Source organism: Halochromatium roseum (genome assembly GCF_016653315.1).
Classification (GTDB): Bacteria; Pseudomonadota; Gammaproteobacteria; order Chromatiales; family Chromatiaceae; genus Lamprobacter; species Lamprobacter roseus.
This window is the reverse complement of sequence record NZ_NHSH01000061.1, coordinates 324908-339631: the sequence shown is the minus strand read 5'-3', so window position 1 is coordinate 339631 and position 14724 is coordinate 324908. Positions and strand designations below refer to the sequence as shown.

Here is a 14724-nt window from a genome sequence, read left to right as displayed (position 1 = left end):
CTCGCGTTGCCTCCAAGGCCGCGAGCGGTCTTTTGACGCGATCAGCGTAGTTTTGCGCTGAGATTGCTGATTTCAGCGGATCTCGGAAGGCGGATGTTGTCGCGCGAGGCTGCGCAGGCCGGCGAGATCGATCTGGACCGCGTAGCGCTCGATCGCCCGCCAGAGCGGGGCGGATTCAGGATCGGACTGACACCGCTCGCGGGCCCAGTCGGCGATCGCGATGACCGCGCCGAGCGAGATCAGCGTGCGCAGCTCGGCGAGCTGGGCGTCGTCGAGTGCCGCGGCCAGGGCGCGAGCGGTTGATTCGTCGTCCTGCTCCGCGGCGGGCATGCGCTCGGGGTCTTCGGTGCTGCGCTCCTCGTCGCGGTCATAGTCCCAATCGAGCTCGAGCTGCTGCTCGAGGAGCTCGGCCAGGGCCCGCGCCGAGAGCGGCTTGAGCGCGACGGCATCAAAGGCGATCTCACTCGATAGACCCTCGGGTCGTTCCAGCGGTGCCGCCGAGATCAGAATCACCGGCAGCCTTGCATGCATGGCGGATTCGCGCACCTGACGCAGAAAGCCCCAGCCATCGAGCTGCGGCATGAACTGGTCGATCAGGGCCGCATCGGGGATTGGATCAGCGGCTTGCAGCTGCTCGAGCGCGTCCGCCCCATTCACCGCCAGTCGGACATCAAAGCCCCAGGCGCGAACGCTTTCAGCCAGGAACTGACGGCTACTCGGCATGTCATCGGCGATCAGCAGGGTGCGTCGTGGTCCCCGATAGCCGCGAATGACGCCCGTTTTGATGCGCGCAGGGCTGGCGTCCAGAATGCGTGCCTTGGGGATTTTTAGCTCGATGCTGAACAGACTCCCCGGTTGCTGATCCGGTTGGCTATGCACCTGGATGCGCCCGCCCATGGCCAGCGCCAATTGCTGGCTGATCGCGAGCCCGAGACCGAGGCCGGGCGCGCGATCGTAGCGGTCGAGGCGTTTGAAGGGCTCGAAGATCGCCGCCTGCTGCTCGCTGGGGATACCGATGCCGGTGTCACTAACCTCAAACCGGAGCCGAACCAGGCCGCTCTCGGGCTGCTCGTCCACTGGTTTGGCTGCTAGATCAGCGGTCGCATTGGCGAAAGCGTCAGCTTCCGCATGGGCTGGAGGATCATCATCGTTGGCGCTGACGTCAGGCTCGGTGGTGGCATGACCTGCTGGCTCGAACTGACTGATGCGCAGCTCAATGCGGCCCTGCTGGGTGAACTTGCAGGCATTGCCGAGCAGGTTTCTCAGGATCTGCGTCAAGCGGCGCTCATCGGCGATCACCCAATCGCCGTCGCCGACCGCGACCTGGATCTCGAGTTGATTGCCACCGCGCTCGGCCAGCGGCCGGTAGAGCTGCTTGAGATGCCTGGCCAAGGCCGACAGGGATAGCGGTGCCGGTTCCAGCAGGATCGGCTTGGCATCACCACGGCTGAATTCCAGGATGTCGTCGATCAGATGCAGCAGTTGCTGGCCGCTCTTCTGGATCACCGCGAGCTGTGCCTGCTGCTCAGGCGTGATCGAGCGCGAGAGCAGCTCGGCATAGCCGAGCAGGTCGTGCAGCGGGGCGCGCAGCTCATGACTGGCCGTCGAGAGGAAATTGGACTTGGCCTCGCTGTCGGCGATGGCGCGTGCATTGGCTTCGCGCAAGGCCCGGGTTTGCTGCTCGACCGCCGCGGCGAGCCTGGCGTTTTCCTGTTGCTGTGTCTCAAGGCTGCGCTGGCGCTCGGACTCCTCGCGCGCATGCAACTGCCGCTCAAGGTGAGCCGCCAGGTCACGTCGACCGCGGCTGTCGATGCCGAACACCCCGAGCGCAAACGACACCAGCCCGAACAGGTAGAGCAAGATGAGCGGATCATTGGTGAGATCCAGACTCGGCAGTCCGTTGGCGAGCAGCACGCGGATCAGCGCGACGATCCAGTAAAGACAGAACAGGAGCAACAGACCACGGCCGTAGGGTCGATGCCGAATGGCGCGCGCGGACCAGGCTGCAACTGGCCAGAGGACGAGCACCACCAGCGAGGTCAGGGCGCTGGTGCGACGGACCAGATGGTGCTGATCGGTCCAGGGGATGATCAGCGCAACACCGATGAAGATGGCGATGCAAGTCCCATAGATGACCAGCCAGAGGCGCTGGCGATAGAGCCGCAGAAAGGACAGCGTCATCAACGCGAACGCGGCCATCGCCAGGGCTCCGCTCGCGGTCAGGATGGGCACGATATAGGGCCTGATCGCCGGTATCAGGCTGGGCAGCAGGGGCACCAGGTAGATGAGCTCGAACAGGGTCGCCGCCGTCAGCCAAAAGGCCACCAGCGTATAGCGCCAGTTAGCCTGGACCAGCAGCACCAGCACGATCGCCAGGACGAAGCCGAGCAGCGCGACCTGGGTATCGCGCAGACGCGCGACTTGCCGTGCGCGCATCCCGGGATCGTGCAAGGTCAGGGAGACCGGGCTGAAGGTCTTGTCCTGGACACGCAGCACCAGCAGGAGGTGCTGCCCGGGAGCGAGCCGGAGCGGGAAGCTCGCCTCCTGCGCCGGGATGACGCGTGCTTCGAGCGGAATGCGCTGGCCGCCCGCGGCCTGAGCCAGGATCGCTCCGGTCTCGGCATCGATGACGAACAGCCGCACGTCGCGCAGTCGCCAAGGCTCCACCACGAGCCAGCGCTCGATGGGTGCCTCGGAGCTGTTCCGTACCGCGGCGAGCATCCACATGGTGACCGGAATGAAGTCCGAGCTGCGCGCCTCTGGGCTTGCGCCGGACGTCCAGGCCTCAAGCGGCAACGACAGCACTCGCTGCAGGTCGTTGTCGACGAGCGACTGATCAGGCGGATGAGCCTGCCGCTGATCTGAGTGCTGGGCCCGTTGCTGATCCTGCTGCCGGTCCTGCTGCTGATCCTGTTGCTGGTCCTGTTGCTGGTCCTGTTGCTGGTCCTGTTGCTGGTCCTGTTGCTGCTCTGGCGCTTGAGCCGGCGTTTCCTTGTGGATCAGCAGTTGCTCTGAGAGCGACCTGGGGGCTGTCGTGTCGGTGAGATCGAGAGTCTCAAGCGTCGCGACAGCGCTTGAGACGGAGAGGACCATGACGGAATCCGCGCTCAGGGTTGCCGTCGAGGTCGCGGTTGCCGCCGTGCTCGCGGTCATGATCGCCACCGAGCACAGCAGCAGACGCCAGGACAGCGTAAGCCAGGGCAGCGTAAGCCAGGGCAGCGGAAACTTGAACAGCGCTCGTCGATCGGGAGGCGTGCAGATCACCGATGCGGGGGCTTCAGCTTGGGGCACCTTAAGACAACCTGCTCAAACGGCCTGCTCAGACGACCTGCTCAGACGACCTGCTGTTGAATCACCCTCACCGCCGATGCACGTGGCACGATGGGCCGATTGCGGGCGCTCAGCTCGGCGCGGGTTAGCGCCACGCCGAGCAACAGCAGCAGGGCGGAGAAGTAGACCCAGAACAGGATCACCAACAGCGAGGCGGCGGCGCCATAGGTCGAGGTAATCGCGGTCTCGGCGAGATAGAGGGCGATGCCATAACGGCCGAGAGTGAGCAGCAATGCCGTGACCAGGGCGCCGGGGAGGACATCTCGCCAGGTCAAGAGCACATCCGGGAGCATCTTGAATAAGGCGGCGATGAACAGCGCCGTGATCAGGACCGCGGCGAGACTGCGGGCGGCACCTGGGAACCAGTCCAAGAGCAGCGCCTGCAGTGGTCCAGGCAGATCAACGGCGCCGACCAAGGTCTGAATCGCAATCGCGACCACGAAGTAGAGCAACAGCACCAGGGCGACCAACAAGACGACCAATAGCGCCAGCAGTCGGGTGCGCACCAGCTGCCAGAAGGGCGCTAGGCGATCACGACTCGGCCTTGGACGCACCTCCCAGAGCAGGTTCATCGAATAGCGCAGTTGACCGAACACCACGGTCGCGCCGATCAGGATCGCGCCGATGCCGACTAGCGTTGGCAGCGGCCCGGTCTCCTCCGGCCGCGACATCAGGATCGCCTGCTCGATGGCGCCGGCGGCCTCGGCGCCCATCGCATCCTGCAACTGGGCGACGATCTCGCCCTGCGCCGCGCCTTGGCCGAGCACGACGCCGATCACCGTCACCGCGACGATCAAGGTCGGCGCCAGCGAGAAGATGGTGAAGAAGGCCAGCGCACCGGCCAGAATGAAGGCGTTGTGCTCGAGCCAGAGATTGACGCCGCTGACGGTGATGGTGAGCAATTGTCGAAGCGGGCGTCGAATAGGCGCTAGCATCCGTGTTTTAGTCATGACAGCGGTACCGGCTGAAGCTCAGCGCTTGAGGTCGCGGTAGAAATTTTCATGCGGACCCAGGCTCAGCAGCGTGCAGAGGCTGTCGCCCCAGGTATAGGCGAGTAGAAATGTTTGATGGATGCAGTCGAACTTGAATACCCGAACACCGGCCAAGTCACCCTTTTTCTCCTCACCGCATTCGGGGTCGCTGAGGATGGCGCGAATGGCGCTATGTACCGCCTCGCGCTGATTGGGATGGAGCTTCTTGTAGGCTCGCTTGAAGGCAGGACGCTGCGCGAGCGTTGGCGTCATGGTGCTGGCAAGTCGAAGGGTTCCGAGGGTTCTTCGAGCGCTTGCAGCGTATCACGCACCAGCTCGATGGGCAGATCGGGGTTATCGAGCGCTGCCCGGCCTACCTTGGCCCAGTAAGCAATCTGCTGCGGGATCGAGCGCATTTCGGCGCTGGCCTGTGATTTGGCAGCGGCATACAGCCGTTCGTCGATGCGAATGGATACGCTCATGGTGCGGCTCCTGTGGCGAGTTGCGACAAATGCAGTTTATGACCTTGCGGCGGCCCTGCCAAGCTCGCGTCGGGAAGGTTGGTCTGCAGCAACTCGATGCCGACGCACTGACCGCGACCTCAGGCCGTCTTTGTGCCCCAAGCTTCAAATCGCCGCCCATCGAAGTGGAAGGCGACGAAATCCCCGCGCCCCGGCTTCCAGCACACCGATGCGGTTCAGCCGTTCGCGCGAGGATTAGGGGATGTTGTCATAGTATCAAAAAATGATACTATGAAGCGGTGAAACGCAAGCATACCAAAACGCTCGAGCTGCTGTTCAAGCGCCCGGTCTCGGGCAGCGTGAAATTCCAGGACGTGCTTATGCTGCTGGAAGCGCTCGGTGCCACGGTCGAGTACAACCGCGAAGGCTCGCGCATCGGCGTGCTGCTGTTTGACGAAACACGCGTGCTGCACAAGTCGCACCCGGCGCCGGTGATGGACAAGGGCGCGGTCGCGGCAGTGCGCGATTGGCTAGCGGACCATGGAGTGACACCATCATGATGAACACCATGACGTTGGACGGCTATACAGCCGTCATCCGGTACAACCCAGAGACCGATGAGTTCCGAGGCGAGATTCAGGGACTCAATGGCGGTGCGGATTTCTACGGCAAGAATCCCGAGGAGCTGCGCCGTGAGTTCAAGGCGTCTTTGGATTTTTTCATCGAGCTGTGCGAGAAGCACGGCCGTGCCGTGCGCAAACCAGCCAGCGGTAAATTCGTGGTGCGCCTACCGCCCGACCTCCATCAAGCGGCCGCTACCATGGCGCAGGCCGAGGGGATCAGTCTCAATGCGCTGATGGAGCGCGCCGTGCGACATGAGCTGTCAGACGCTGCGGCCTGAGGCGGAAACGTCAGCTGCACATCTTGTTCGTCATCACAATTGTGCCGGATCAGCGGTGAAGGTGATGGTCAGCCAGCGGTCCGGACCGGCGCCGCCGATCGCAGCGCCAATCTCATCGCGCAGTGCGTCGATCTCGGTCAGCGTCAGCGCTCGCTCCGCTGGCACCAAGATCGAGATCTCGATGAAGCGCGCGCGTCCGGCCTTGGCGAGATAGCTGCGATAGTCGAGAAAGCCGTGGCGCTTGATGAAGTCGGTCATCAGCGCGCTGAGATGGGCGTCGAGATCGGCCGGGCTGATCTGCAGGATCTCAGCGAACGACTCGCGCGCCTCACGAAATGGCATCGGCAACAGCAGCAGCGTGATCAGCGCCAGCGCCAGCGGATCGATGAAGCGGATCAGACCCTCGGCAGCGGTGCCCTGAATCGCTAGCGCCACGGCGAAGGCGAGCAGCAGCGCACAGCCCATCAAGGCCGACAGCAGCCAGGCCTTGACATCGAGGCGCACCAGACCGGAATCGATGCGATTGGCCTGGCCGCGCAGCCACCACCAGATCCCGAACGAGATCAGCGTGACCAGCGCCGCATAGCTCAGCGCGATGCCGAACTCCGGCTCGTAGCCGCCCTTGAGCAGGCTATTGACCGCGCTGAGAAAGGCATAGGCCACCAGCACGATCAGGGTCGAGGCCTTGAGCGCGATGACCAAGGGCTCTAGGTGCCAGAAGCCATACTGGAACCGCCGATCATCGCCTTGGCTAGCGACCAGGCGCGCCACCAGCAGCGTCAGCCAGGTGATCGCCGCGTCGATCAGCGCAAACAGGCCATCGAAGAGGATCGCCGGTGAGCGCGCCCAGAGCCCGAGCAGCACCCCAAGCCCGGCGATGACCAGAGTTGCGGCCACCGAGAGCCGGAGTAGCCGGGCCTCCAGCTCGCTGCGTAGGCGCATGACGCGTTCGATCTGCATCGTTTGGTGTTCGCTCCATCTGCTGCGATCATCAATTCATTACAGTGACTTGCGCGCGTTAGCCAGCTGGTCTTGCGCCCAATCAAGCAGTTGATCCGCCAACGCGAGGGCCTCACTGGGCTCGATCATGGGGGTTGGATCGTCGTTGTAGCGAAACTCGACGGCATAAGGCGTCAGGCAGCTGAGCTGGGCCTCTGGAACCGGCGCTGGATGACCTGACGCTGACAGGCGGGATGCCAGCTCTTCAAGATCGTGCACGCGGCGGAAGCCGATGCCATGCAGCGCCATCACCGCCTTGAGGGCCTTCTCCGCGGCCTGCTGGGCATGGAAGCTTGCCACACTGGATGCGAGCTCCTCGACGGGCAGTAGCAGCTTGCAGGCGAGGCGATCTTTGCGAGCAAGCCGCAGCAGGCGTTCTGCCTCCTCAATGAAGGGATTCATGAATCACGCGCCCTTCCTTGCTGGCCCAATAGGCCAAGGTGCCTGGTACCTGCCGGCGGCGCTCAAACTCTCTCGCCGACATCAGCAGTAGATCGATCCCAACGCCAACGCGTCCGATGGCCTGCTTGAGCCTCAAGTATTCGGCCGGCTTATCCGGCAGCCTGCGCTCGATAACGAGCAGGTCGAGGTCGGAGTCGGCATGCGCCTGATCGCGTGCGTAAGAGCCGAAGAGGATCACGCGCGCCGGCTGCGAGAGCTGGACGACCAGCCGCTGGACGGCAGCCTGGATTTGATCTTGGTTGAGCATAGAGCCTGTGTGGGGATCGTTAAGCCGACTCGAAGCCCGCCCGCAAACCGTCGTTTCTTGCGGACTTGGCGCGTCATTATGAACGCTTAGAGTAGTCCAACGGATAGAGTAGTCCAACTGAAGGTCGTTGTGATCGCGTAGGCTCTGAACGCGATCAGTGACGTCTATCTCACGCTGGAAGGCGGTATTTCAGGGCGCTGGCTTGGCCAGCAAAAACAGCCAAGTGACCAGCACGAATGAGGCGGTGAGCGTGGGGATGGCAAAGGGCGTGGCGACGGCGACCATCGCGCCTTGCACGAGGACGGTGACGATGGTCGCGAGCAGCGCATAGAGGCCAGAGCGCAGACCGGGACGCGCGAAGACGGTGCCGACCGCGATCGCGGTGAGGATCGGGTTGAAGCCGAACAGGCCGCCGGTGATGAGCTGGCTTTCCGCGCCCAGCAGATGCGCGACGACCACCGAGATCAAGGCCGCGGCCAGCGCATAGCCAGCGGCGGCGATGGAGCCAATGGCGAGCCCGATCAGGATCAGCAGCGCGGCGATGCCGTCACCCTTCACGAACACCTGCGAAACGCTGATCAGGATGCCCTGGAGGAAGTCGAGGATGCGCAGCGGATCGGCGGCCTCGGCCGGGATCGGCTGAATCAGGCCACTGGTCGGCAAGGCCCCGGCCGGCACGCTGGAGAATCCGTTCGAGGACAGCAGTAGGAGCCAGCTGATGAGGATGAAGGGCGCGGTCAGCGCCGAGATTCCCCAGGTCAGCATGACCCGGGTCGCCGCTCGGGTGGCGATCACCGAGACCGCGCCGCCAAGCACGACATAGACCCAAAGCAGCGGCGAGGGGTCGAGAAAGGTGGCCAAGGCGATGCCGAGCAGATAGGCATTGAAGCCATAGAGACCGGCGTGTAATGGCGCGGTCTCGACCCGCAGCCAAAGTGCCGTCAGCGAGGCGACGAGCAGCGCGAGCAGACCGGCGATCGCGATCTCAAGCGCCCCGGCGATGAACGCGCCCCAGCCGATGGCGGCAAAGAAGAACAACCCCGAGAGCGGGTTGTCCTGAAACATCACCTGCCCGATACTCCGCAGATTGAAGTCGATGAAGCGCAGCGGGGAGGCCGAGCGGCAAGCCCTTTCCCAACCGTTGGCTGGTTGCGCGGTATCAGGCTCATTCATCATGACCTCCCGGTGCGTTAGGCAGACCAGCTGCTAGGATTGTATTCACTCAACGCCAGAAGAAGGGCGGCGAGAGCGCGGTGCCGGTGGCCTCTTCGCGCACGATCGCCCAATACTCGTGTAGCTTTGCCTTGACCTGCTCGGTCTCGCGCGCCAAGACCTTGATGATGAGGCCGGCGTCGTTGGGTAGCCGGCAGGCGCCGAAGGCCAGCCCGCCGACCTGATCGACCGCGGCGCCAATGCGCGCGTCGACGCGGTCGGCCACCGCCGGCGGCGTCAGCAGCATCAGGTTGCCGAAGACGTCGAAGCCGTCCATCACGCCGGTCTGGCGCAGTGCCTGACGCTCGGGCTCGATCACCAGCTTCTCGCTGAACAGCAGGCGGCCGTCGGGACGGGTTGCCGTCGTCGCCAATGACAAGAGCGTGGCGCCAAAGCACTCGTCCGGATGATGGTGCTTGCGGCCGGGCTGCAGGATCTCGGCGTAGAGCAGGGTGGCGCTGTCGGCGAGTTGGATGCGGGTCTCGCTGATGAAGCGCGCCCGTCGATGCGGGATGAGCGGCTCTGGCAACAGCTCGAGATAGGCGTCCTCGGCGAGCGCGATCTGCTGGGTTTGGGCGGCATAGTTGGCGTCCATCGAGTGGACCTTGGTCGCCGACTGGGTGGTGATGTGGGCGCGCGCTTGCGGGCCGAGGCCGATCTCGAGTGCCATCCGATCGCCCTGCAGCAGGCAGCCGGTGGTGGTGATCATGAACAGCCAGGCCAGATCGGGCAGGGCCTGCTCGGGATAGAGGGTGCGCTGCGCCAGCGCCGGGATGCGCCGATCCAACTCGGCGAGGATGGTGCGCGGGCCGCGGCGCTCGAAGCCGAGGCGCAGGAAGCCGTTCTTGCCGATTGCGGCGCTCGCCATCTGGGCCGGCTCGTCCTGAAAGGCGGCCAGTTCGCTGGCCTCGCGTCCGAGCCGGATGGCGGCATTGCGATCGCCGACGAAGCCAAGCGCTGGAAAGGCAAGGGCCGTCGACTGGGTCTGCGCGCGACCGTCCATCAGGCCGACGCGGGCTCGTCGAGCCTCAGGTCGAACAGCAGATCGGAACGGATCCGCGCGACCAGCTCGGGGATGCCTTCGCCCGTCTTGCAGTTGGTGAATAGAAAGGGCTTGTCGCCGCGCATCAGCCGCGAATCGCGCTCCATCACGCCGAGATCGGCACCGACATGCGGGGCGAGATCGGTTTTGTTGATGACCAGGATGTCGGACTGGGTGATGCCGGGGCCGTTCTTGCGCGGGATCTTGTCACCGGCGGCGACATCGATCACATAGATGAAGAAATCGACCAGCGCTGGCGAGAAGGTCAGGGTGAGGTTATCGCCACCGCTTTCGATCAGCACCACATCGGTGTCCGGAAAGCGCGCCTCCATGTCCTCGACCGCGGCCAGATTCATGCTCGGGTCTTCGCGTACCGCGGTATGCGGGCAGGCGCCGGTCTCGACGCCGAGGATGTGTTGCTCGAGCATCACGCCTTTCAGCGTGCGCTGCACCTGCTTGGCATCCTCGGTGGTCACCACATCGTTGGTGATGATCAGCACCTTGATGCCAAGATCAAGCAACTGCGGCGTGATGGCCTCGACGATGGCGGTCTTGCCAGAGCCGACCGGGCCGCCGACGCCGATGCGGGTGATCTTTTTGGGCATGGGTTTACCTTTGGCAGTAGAAGCTGGCAGTAGAAGCTGGCAGTGGAAGCTGTCCGCGCCCGCGGGCTCGGCTGGTGTGCAGCTCGGGATCAGTTCGGGATCAGCTCATAAAGAGCCGCACCCTCGCTTTGACGTGAGCGGCGGCGAGGATCTCGGTCACGGGTGCGAAGCCGGCCATGTCGGACAATGGCATGACCGCGGCGGCTTCATAATCGGCATCGGTCCCGGTACAGAGCGCGAACAGCCTCTGCTGGGTCTCGACATGGTCGATGCGCATCAGTCGCAGCGCCGCGCTCAGGATCATCGCCGCGACGCCGTAGTGATGCACCGCGAAGGCGTCTCGCGCCGAGAGCCCCTGCACCGCGAAATTGATCCCGAGCGCGACCGGATAACAGCCGGGCGTCGCGCCGTTGGCGATCTGCTCACGCCAGCTCTGGAGCAGGGGCGCCTCGAGGATCTCGGCGCTCAGCTCGGTGAACTTCTTGCCCATCCGCACGCTCATGGTGCGGGTCTCGCCGGAGAGCTTGCGCGCATAGACCTGGGCATCAATCTGCCCCAGCTGGGTCAGATCCTCGGCCAGCGCCGCGCGATGCGCCCAGATCAGGCCGACGCTGTCGCCGCGCGTCGCCTGTTCGAGTGCGGTGCGGGTGTAGGCGCTCAGACTCTCGACATCGGTCACCACCCGCTCGGCGATCGCGGTCTCCAGACCCGCCGAGAAGGCAAAGCCGCCGACCGGAAACACCGAGTCGCCGAACTGCAGCGCGCGCAGCAGCCGGGCTGCCTCATTCATACTGGCCGGAGCCGGCGCTATGGCTATGGCTATGACTATGGCTATGGCTATGGCTATGGCTATGGCTATGCACAGCCCCCTCGGCGGCACCAAACAGTCGCCGCGATTCATGCGGCGCCAGATAGGGCACGATCTCGGAGCCGGGCACGAAGCAGTATTCAATGCCCTCGAAGCCATGCGTCTTCATCACCGAGTTCATCACCTTGCGGTCGACGGTCAGCGGCACGTAGACGCAGGTGCCCTTGACCAGCGCTGGCCAATGTTGGTTACCGAGCGCATGCCCAAGCTCGACGCAGGTGCGCAGCGCAAACAGCTCAGCGGCGGCTGGCGTGCTTTGATCCGCGGTGTTCACGCCATGAATCGCAGCATCTGCATCTGTCATCTCCGTCTGTGTATCGGGAATCGCGCCGTTCCCGCGAGCGCCGTTTGCGCCATCCCCGAGTAGTCCGCCCAACTCGATCATCATCACATCGCGCAGCCGGATGCGCGCCAACAACGCCGTCTGTTGCTCGGCATCCCAGCGCAGTACGTCACCGTCGCGGATGAAACTGCCTCGGTCAAGCGAGATCGCCAGCTCCGCGCCGCCCGCCGAGCGTTTCCGAAAACGGCTCTTCTGCGCCTCCCAATGGTCGAGCTCGAGCGTATCGACACTCGCCGATGTCAGCCGGTCGGCCCATTCCGGCGCGGCGGCGTTACCGAGGATGGTCTCAATGAGGATCATGCAGGCTCTATTCCTGTTCGGACTCAACTAAAGAAGTACTTCTGATTCAACGACACGGTACGCAGCGGCTCGACGGTCGCATGCACGCCATCGACCGTCACCGCGAAGGTCTCCGAATCGACCTCAATGGTCGGCGTGCCGCTGTTGCGCACCATGTCGGCCTTGCCGATCTTGCGCGTGTTGCGGATCGGCTCGACCTGGCGCCGCAGACCCAAGCGTTCCTTAATGCCGGCATCATGGGCCGCCGCGGAGACGAAGGTCAGGCCGTTGTCGGTCTGTGACAGGCCCATGGCGCCAAACATCGGCCGGTAGTAGACCGGCTGTGGCGTCGGCAGCGAGGCGTTCGGGTCGCCCATCAGCGACCAGCTGATCATGCCGTTCTTGAGCACAAGCTTCGGCTTGGCGCCGAAGAAGCCGGGCTCCCAGAGCACCAGATCGGCGATCTTGCCGACCTCGACCGAGCCGAGCAGATGCGAGATCCCGTGCGCGATGGCCGGGTTGATGGTGATCTTCGAGACATAGCGCAGCACGCGGAAGTTGTCGTTGCCAGGCGCGTCCTCGGGCAGCTTGCCGCGACCGGTCTTCATCGCGTCGGCGGTCTGGATGCAGCGCAGCCAGCATTCACCGATGCGGCCCATCGCCTGCGAGTCGCTGGAGAAGATCGAGATCACGCCGAGGTCGTGCAGCACGTTCTCGGCGGCGATGGTCTCGGCGCGGATGCGGCTCTCGGTGAAGGCGACGTCCGAGGGGATGTCCGGGTTCAGGTGATGGCAGACCATGATCATGTCGTACAGCTCGGCCTGCGAGTTGATGCCGTACGGCAGGGTCGGATTGGTCGAGCCGGGCAGGACGTTGGGCAGCCCGGAGACCTTGATGATGTCCGGTGCGTGACCGCCGCCCGAGCCCTCGGTGTGGAACGAGTGGATGGTGCGCCCCTCGAAGGCGGCGATCGAGTCCTCGACGAAGCCGGACTCGTTCAAGGTGTCGGTGTGCATGCAGACCTGCACGTCCATCTCGTCGGCGACGGTCAGCGCCGAGCGCAGCACCGCCGGGGTGGTGCCCCAGTCCTCGTGGCATTTGAAGCCGACCGCGCCGGCCTCGACCTGCTCGACCAGCGCCGCCTTGCCATGGCCGTGGCCCTTGGCGAGGATGCCGATGTTCATGGGCCAGCCCTCGAAGGCGCGCAGCATGTTGTGGATGTTGCCGGGGCCGGGGGTCACGGTCGTCGCGTTGGAGCCGTCCGACGGACCGGTGCCGCCGCCGATCAGCGTCGTGGTGCCGTTGGAGAGCGCCGCCCAGGCCTGCTGCGGCGAGATGAAGTGGATGTGCGAATCGACGCCGGCGGCGGTCAGGATCAGGTGCGCGCCGGAGATCGCATCGGTGGCCAGGCCGCACTCGAGCCCCGGTGTGATGCCATCCATCACCCGCGGATTGCCGGCCTTGCCGATACCGCAGATGCGCCCGTCCTTGATGCCGACGTCGGCCTTCACCACGCCGAGCACGCCGTCGATGATGGTGACATTGGTGATCACCAGGTCCGGGGCGCCGCCGGCGCGCGTGAGCTGGTTGTCCATGCCCATGCCTTCGCGCAGGCTCTTGCCGCCGCCGAAGACGATCTCGTCGCCGGAGGGGCCGCGCAGATCGCGCTCGATCTCGACGAAGAGATTGGTATCGCCGAGGCGGATACGGTCGCCGGTGGTGGGGCCGAAGAGGCCGGCGTGTTCGTTGCGTGAGAGCGTTGCCATGGATGAGGTGTCCTCTGGTCTCTGGAGGTCAGCGGTCAGCGGTCAGCGGTCAGCGGTCAGTTGGCAGAAGCAATTGGGCCGAAGTCGGCGCGACGATTTAGGCGATTGCCAGAACAGTGCGTATCGCATTGCGCAGGGTATTCGCTTGCCTTCGAGGATCGTCGCCGGGAGCATGGCCAGGCGCTGTGACCAGCGGTGCGACCAGCGGTGCGACGAAGAAAGCGAGCGAACAGAGCAGCAAGTCGGTATACGCCTGGACAGCAATCGCCTTGGCTCGATTAGCTCGAGCGGAAGCCGCGCTGTGCGATGGCGGCGAGCGCCTTGGTCTTCTGTGGCTCGGCGAATTCGCCCGAGGTCGCGCCGTCGACCAGATTGTTGAAGCCGTAGACCTCGCGCCGACCGGCGTAGGGCACCAGCTCGACCTCGCGCTCGTCGCCGGGCTCGAAGCGCAGCGCGGTGGAGGCGGGGATGTTCAGGTGCTGACCGAAGGCCGCCGCGCGCTCGAAGTCCATCGCCCGGTTGACCTCGAAGAAATGGAAATGCGAGCCGATCTGGATCGGTCGGTCGCCGGTATTGCGGACCTTCAGCTTGGTGACCGGTCGGCCCTCGTTGAACGTTACCGGCTCACTGGCGCAGACATAGCCGCCCAGTTCAACCTCGGCGGTCATCGGATCAACGTCGGCCGCGATCTGAGGTCCTGCTTTCACTCCTGCCATCATCGCCTCCTAAGAAGGTCTCTACGAAAGTAAGATCGCTACTGAATCGGTGAGTGCACGGTGACCAAGCGGCTGCCGTCGGTGAAGACGGCCTCGATCTGCACCGACGGGATCAGATCGGCGACACCCTCCATGACGTCGTCCTTGCCGAGCACGGCGCCGGCCTCTTGGGTGACCTCTTCGATGGTCTTGCCAGCCCGCGCGCCGTCGAGCGCAATCGACGAGATCAGTGCGACGGCCTCGGGGTGATTGAGCTTGAGGCCCTTGTCGCGGCGCTTTTGCGCGACATCGGCCATCATATAAACAAGCAATTTGTCGAATTCTCTCGGCGTGAGATGCATCAGGTTTCCTCATTCAATGAGCACGGCACTGACTGAAAGTAGATTAGACATCAATCGCTGTGGCGACAAGCTTTTCGAGCCGTGCAAAATGAGCATTGAAGAACAAGAACTCAGCTTTCACTCAGCTTTCATAAAACTGAGCTAATCGAAAGCGGTTCTTAGCCGGAAGGCGGCTAAGGAG

The 14724-nt window shown here is 64.1% G+C and carries 17 protein-coding genes; 2 read left to right on the top strand and 15 right to left on the bottom strand.

The annotated features are described in order from the left end of the window. Positions 1–72 precede the first annotated feature (72 nt). From CCR96_RS15075 to CCR96_RS15060, 4 genes are read right to left on the bottom strand one after another with little or no spacing between them, the layout of a single operon-like run. Positions 73–3291, bottom strand: coding sequence for an ATP-binding protein (locus tag CCR96_RS15075; protein WP_201220925.1), 3219 nt, complete (start codon positions 3289–3291; stop codon positions 73–75). A gap of 41 nt (positions 3292–3332) precedes the next feature. After that, positions 3333–4280: a YihY/virulence factor BrkB family protein gene (locus CCR96_RS15070; protein ID WP_201220924.1), complete on the bottom strand. Its 948-nt coding sequence runs from the start codon at positions 4278–4280 to the stop codon at positions 3333–3335. A gap of 21 nt (positions 4281–4301) precedes the next feature. Continuing rightward, a complete protein-coding gene (locus CCR96_RS15065; RefSeq protein WP_201220923.1) occupies positions 4302–4574 on the bottom strand; it encodes a type II toxin-antitoxin system RelE/ParE family toxin in 273 nt (90 codons plus the stop codon). Further along, the gene (locus tag CCR96_RS15060) at positions 4571–4783 is read right to left on the bottom strand and encodes a TA system antitoxin ParD family protein (RefSeq protein ID WP_201220922.1); all 213 of its coding nucleotides are present in this window, start codon (positions 4781–4783) and stop codon (positions 4571–4573) included. The genes CCR96_RS15065 and CCR96_RS15060 overlap by 4 nt, the downstream gene beginning before the upstream one ends. A 278-nt stretch (positions 4784–5061) precedes the next feature. On the opposite strand from CCR96_RS15060, the gene CCR96_RS15055 reads away from it, so the two are divergent. Together CCR96_RS15055 and CCR96_RS15050 are read left to right on the top strand one after the other, a co-directional pair. Next, complete coding sequence (locus CCR96_RS15055) at positions 5062–5322, top strand: type II toxin-antitoxin system HicA family toxin (RefSeq protein ID WP_242519103.1); 261 nt, start codon at positions 5062–5064, stop codon at positions 5320–5322. Beyond that, entirely contained in the window at positions 5319–5663 is a 345-nt protein-coding gene (locus CCR96_RS15050) for a type II toxin-antitoxin system HicB family antitoxin (protein ID WP_201220921.1), read from the top strand. Before CCR96_RS15055 ends, CCR96_RS15050 begins: the two co-directional genes overlap by 4 nt. Before the next feature lie 33 nt (positions 5664–5696). On the opposite strand, the gene CCR96_RS15045 is transcribed toward CCR96_RS15050, so the two are convergent. The 11 genes from CCR96_RS15045 to CCR96_RS14995 all read right to left on the bottom strand — a co-directional run bounded on the left by CCR96_RS15045 (position 5697) and on the right by CCR96_RS14995 (position 14543). Continuing rightward, positions 5697–6623 carry a cation diffusion facilitator family transporter gene (locus CCR96_RS15045; protein ID WP_201220920.1) on the bottom strand — a complete coding sequence of 309 codons (927 nt, stop codon included), beginning with the start codon at positions 6621–6623 and terminating at the stop codon, positions 5697–5699. Between the two features lie 39 nt (positions 6624–6662). After that, positions 6663–7064, bottom strand: a complete 402-nt coding sequence (locus CCR96_RS15040) for a HEPN domain-containing protein (RefSeq protein WP_201220919.1) — start codon at positions 7062–7064, stop codon at positions 6663–6665. After that, entirely contained in the window at positions 7048–7371 is a 324-nt protein-coding gene (locus CCR96_RS15035; RefSeq protein WP_201220918.1) for a nucleotidyltransferase domain-containing protein, read from the bottom strand. The genes CCR96_RS15040 and CCR96_RS15035 overlap by 17 nt, the downstream gene beginning before the upstream one ends. Before the next feature lie 189 nt (positions 7372–7560). Beyond that, positions 7561–8544 (bottom strand): urea transporter, encoded by a 984-nt coding sequence (locus tag CCR96_RS15030; protein WP_201220917.1) that lies wholly within the window; start codon positions 8542–8544, stop codon positions 7561–7563. 49 nt (positions 8545–8593) lie between these two features. Continuing rightward, complete coding sequence (locus CCR96_RS15025) at positions 8594–9586, bottom strand: urease accessory protein UreD (RefSeq protein ID WP_201220916.1); 993 nt, start codon at positions 9584–9586, stop codon at positions 8594–8596. Then, positions 9586–10230 (bottom strand): urease accessory protein UreG, encoded by a 645-nt coding sequence (gene ureG / locus CCR96_RS15020; RefSeq protein WP_201220915.1) that lies wholly within the window; start codon positions 10228–10230, stop codon positions 9586–9588. Before ureG ends, CCR96_RS15025 begins: the two co-directional genes overlap by 1 nt. Before the next feature lie 100 nt (positions 10231–10330). Then, entirely contained in the window at positions 10331–11020 is a 690-nt protein-coding gene (locus tag CCR96_RS15015; RefSeq protein ID WP_201220914.1) for an urease accessory protein UreF, read from the bottom strand. Continuing rightward, positions 11013–11741, bottom strand: a complete 729-nt coding sequence (locus CCR96_RS15010; protein WP_201220913.1) for an urease accessory protein UreE — start codon at positions 11739–11741, stop codon at positions 11013–11015. The genes CCR96_RS15015 and CCR96_RS15010 overlap by 8 nt, the downstream gene beginning before the upstream one ends. Before the next feature lie 23 nt (positions 11742–11764). After that, the gene (locus tag CCR96_RS15005; RefSeq protein WP_201220912.1) at positions 11765–13486 is read right to left on the bottom strand and encodes an urease subunit alpha; all 1722 of its coding nucleotides are present in this window, start codon (positions 13484–13486) and stop codon (positions 11765–11767) included. Between the two features lie 278 nt (positions 13487–13764). Continuing rightward, positions 13765–14154, bottom strand: a complete 390-nt coding sequence (locus tag CCR96_RS15000; protein WP_201220992.1) for an urease subunit beta — start codon at positions 14152–14154, stop codon at positions 13765–13767. Positions 14155–14240: 86 nt separating this feature from the next. Further along, positions 14241–14543: an urease subunit gamma gene (locus CCR96_RS14995; RefSeq protein ID WP_201220911.1), complete on the bottom strand. Its 303-nt coding sequence runs from the start codon at positions 14541–14543 to the stop codon at positions 14241–14243. Positions 14544–14724 lie beyond the last annotated feature (181 nt).

Coding starts and splice junctions, on each gene's coding strand:
- CCR96_RS15070 (WP_201220924.1), bottom strand. CDS start 4,280: ATGACTAAAACACGGATGCTAGCGCCTATTCGACGCCCGCTTCGACAA.
- CCR96_RS15065 (WP_201220923.1), bottom strand. CDS start 4,574: ATGACGCCAACGCTCGCGCAGCGTCCTGCCTTCAAGCGAGCCTACAAG.
- CCR96_RS15060 (WP_201220922.1), bottom strand. CDS start 4,783: ATGAGCGTATCCATTCGCATCGACGAACGGCTGTATGCCGCTGCCAAA.
- CCR96_RS15050 (WP_201220921.1), top strand. CDS start 5,319: ATGATGAACACCATGACGTTGGACGGCTATACAGCCGTCATCCGGTAC.
- CCR96_RS15045 (WP_201220920.1), bottom strand. CDS start 6,623: ATGCAGATCGAACGCGTCATGCGCCTACGCAGCGAGCTGGAGGCCCGG.
- CCR96_RS15040 (WP_201220919.1), bottom strand. CDS start 7,064: ATGAATCCCTTCATTGAGGAGGCAGAACGCCTGCTGCGGCTTGCTCGC.
- CCR96_RS15035 (WP_201220918.1), bottom strand. CDS start 7,371: ATGCTCAACCAAGATCAAATCCAGGCTGCCGTCCAGCGGCTGGTCGTC.
- CCR96_RS15030 (WP_201220917.1), bottom strand. CDS start 8,544: ATGAATGAGCCTGATACCGCGCAACCAGCCAACGGTTGGGAAAGGGCT.
- CCR96_RS15025 (WP_201220916.1), bottom strand. CDS start 9,586: ATGGACGGTCGCGCGCAGACCCAGTCGACGGCCCTTGCCTTTCCAGCG.
- ureG (WP_201220915.1), bottom strand. CDS start 10,230: ATGCCCAAAAAGATCACCCGCATCGGCGTCGGCGGCCCGGTCGGCTCT.
- CCR96_RS15015 (WP_201220914.1), bottom strand. CDS start 11,020: ATGAATGAGGCAGCCCGGCTGCTGCGCGCGCTGCAGTTCGGCGACTCG.
- CCR96_RS15010 (WP_201220913.1), bottom strand. CDS start 11,741: ATGATCCTCATTGAGACCATCCTCGGTAACGCCGCCGCGCCGGAATGG.
- CCR96_RS15005 (WP_201220912.1), bottom strand. CDS start 13,486: ATGGCAACGCTCTCACGCAACGAACACGCCGGCCTCTTCGGCCCCACC.
- CCR96_RS15000 (WP_201220992.1), bottom strand. CDS start 14,154: ATGACCGCCGAGGTTGAACTGGGCGGCTATGTCTGCGCCAGTGAGCCG.
- CCR96_RS14995 (WP_201220911.1), bottom strand. CDS start 14,543: ATGCATCTCACGCCGAGAGAATTCGACAAATTGCTTGTTTATATGATG.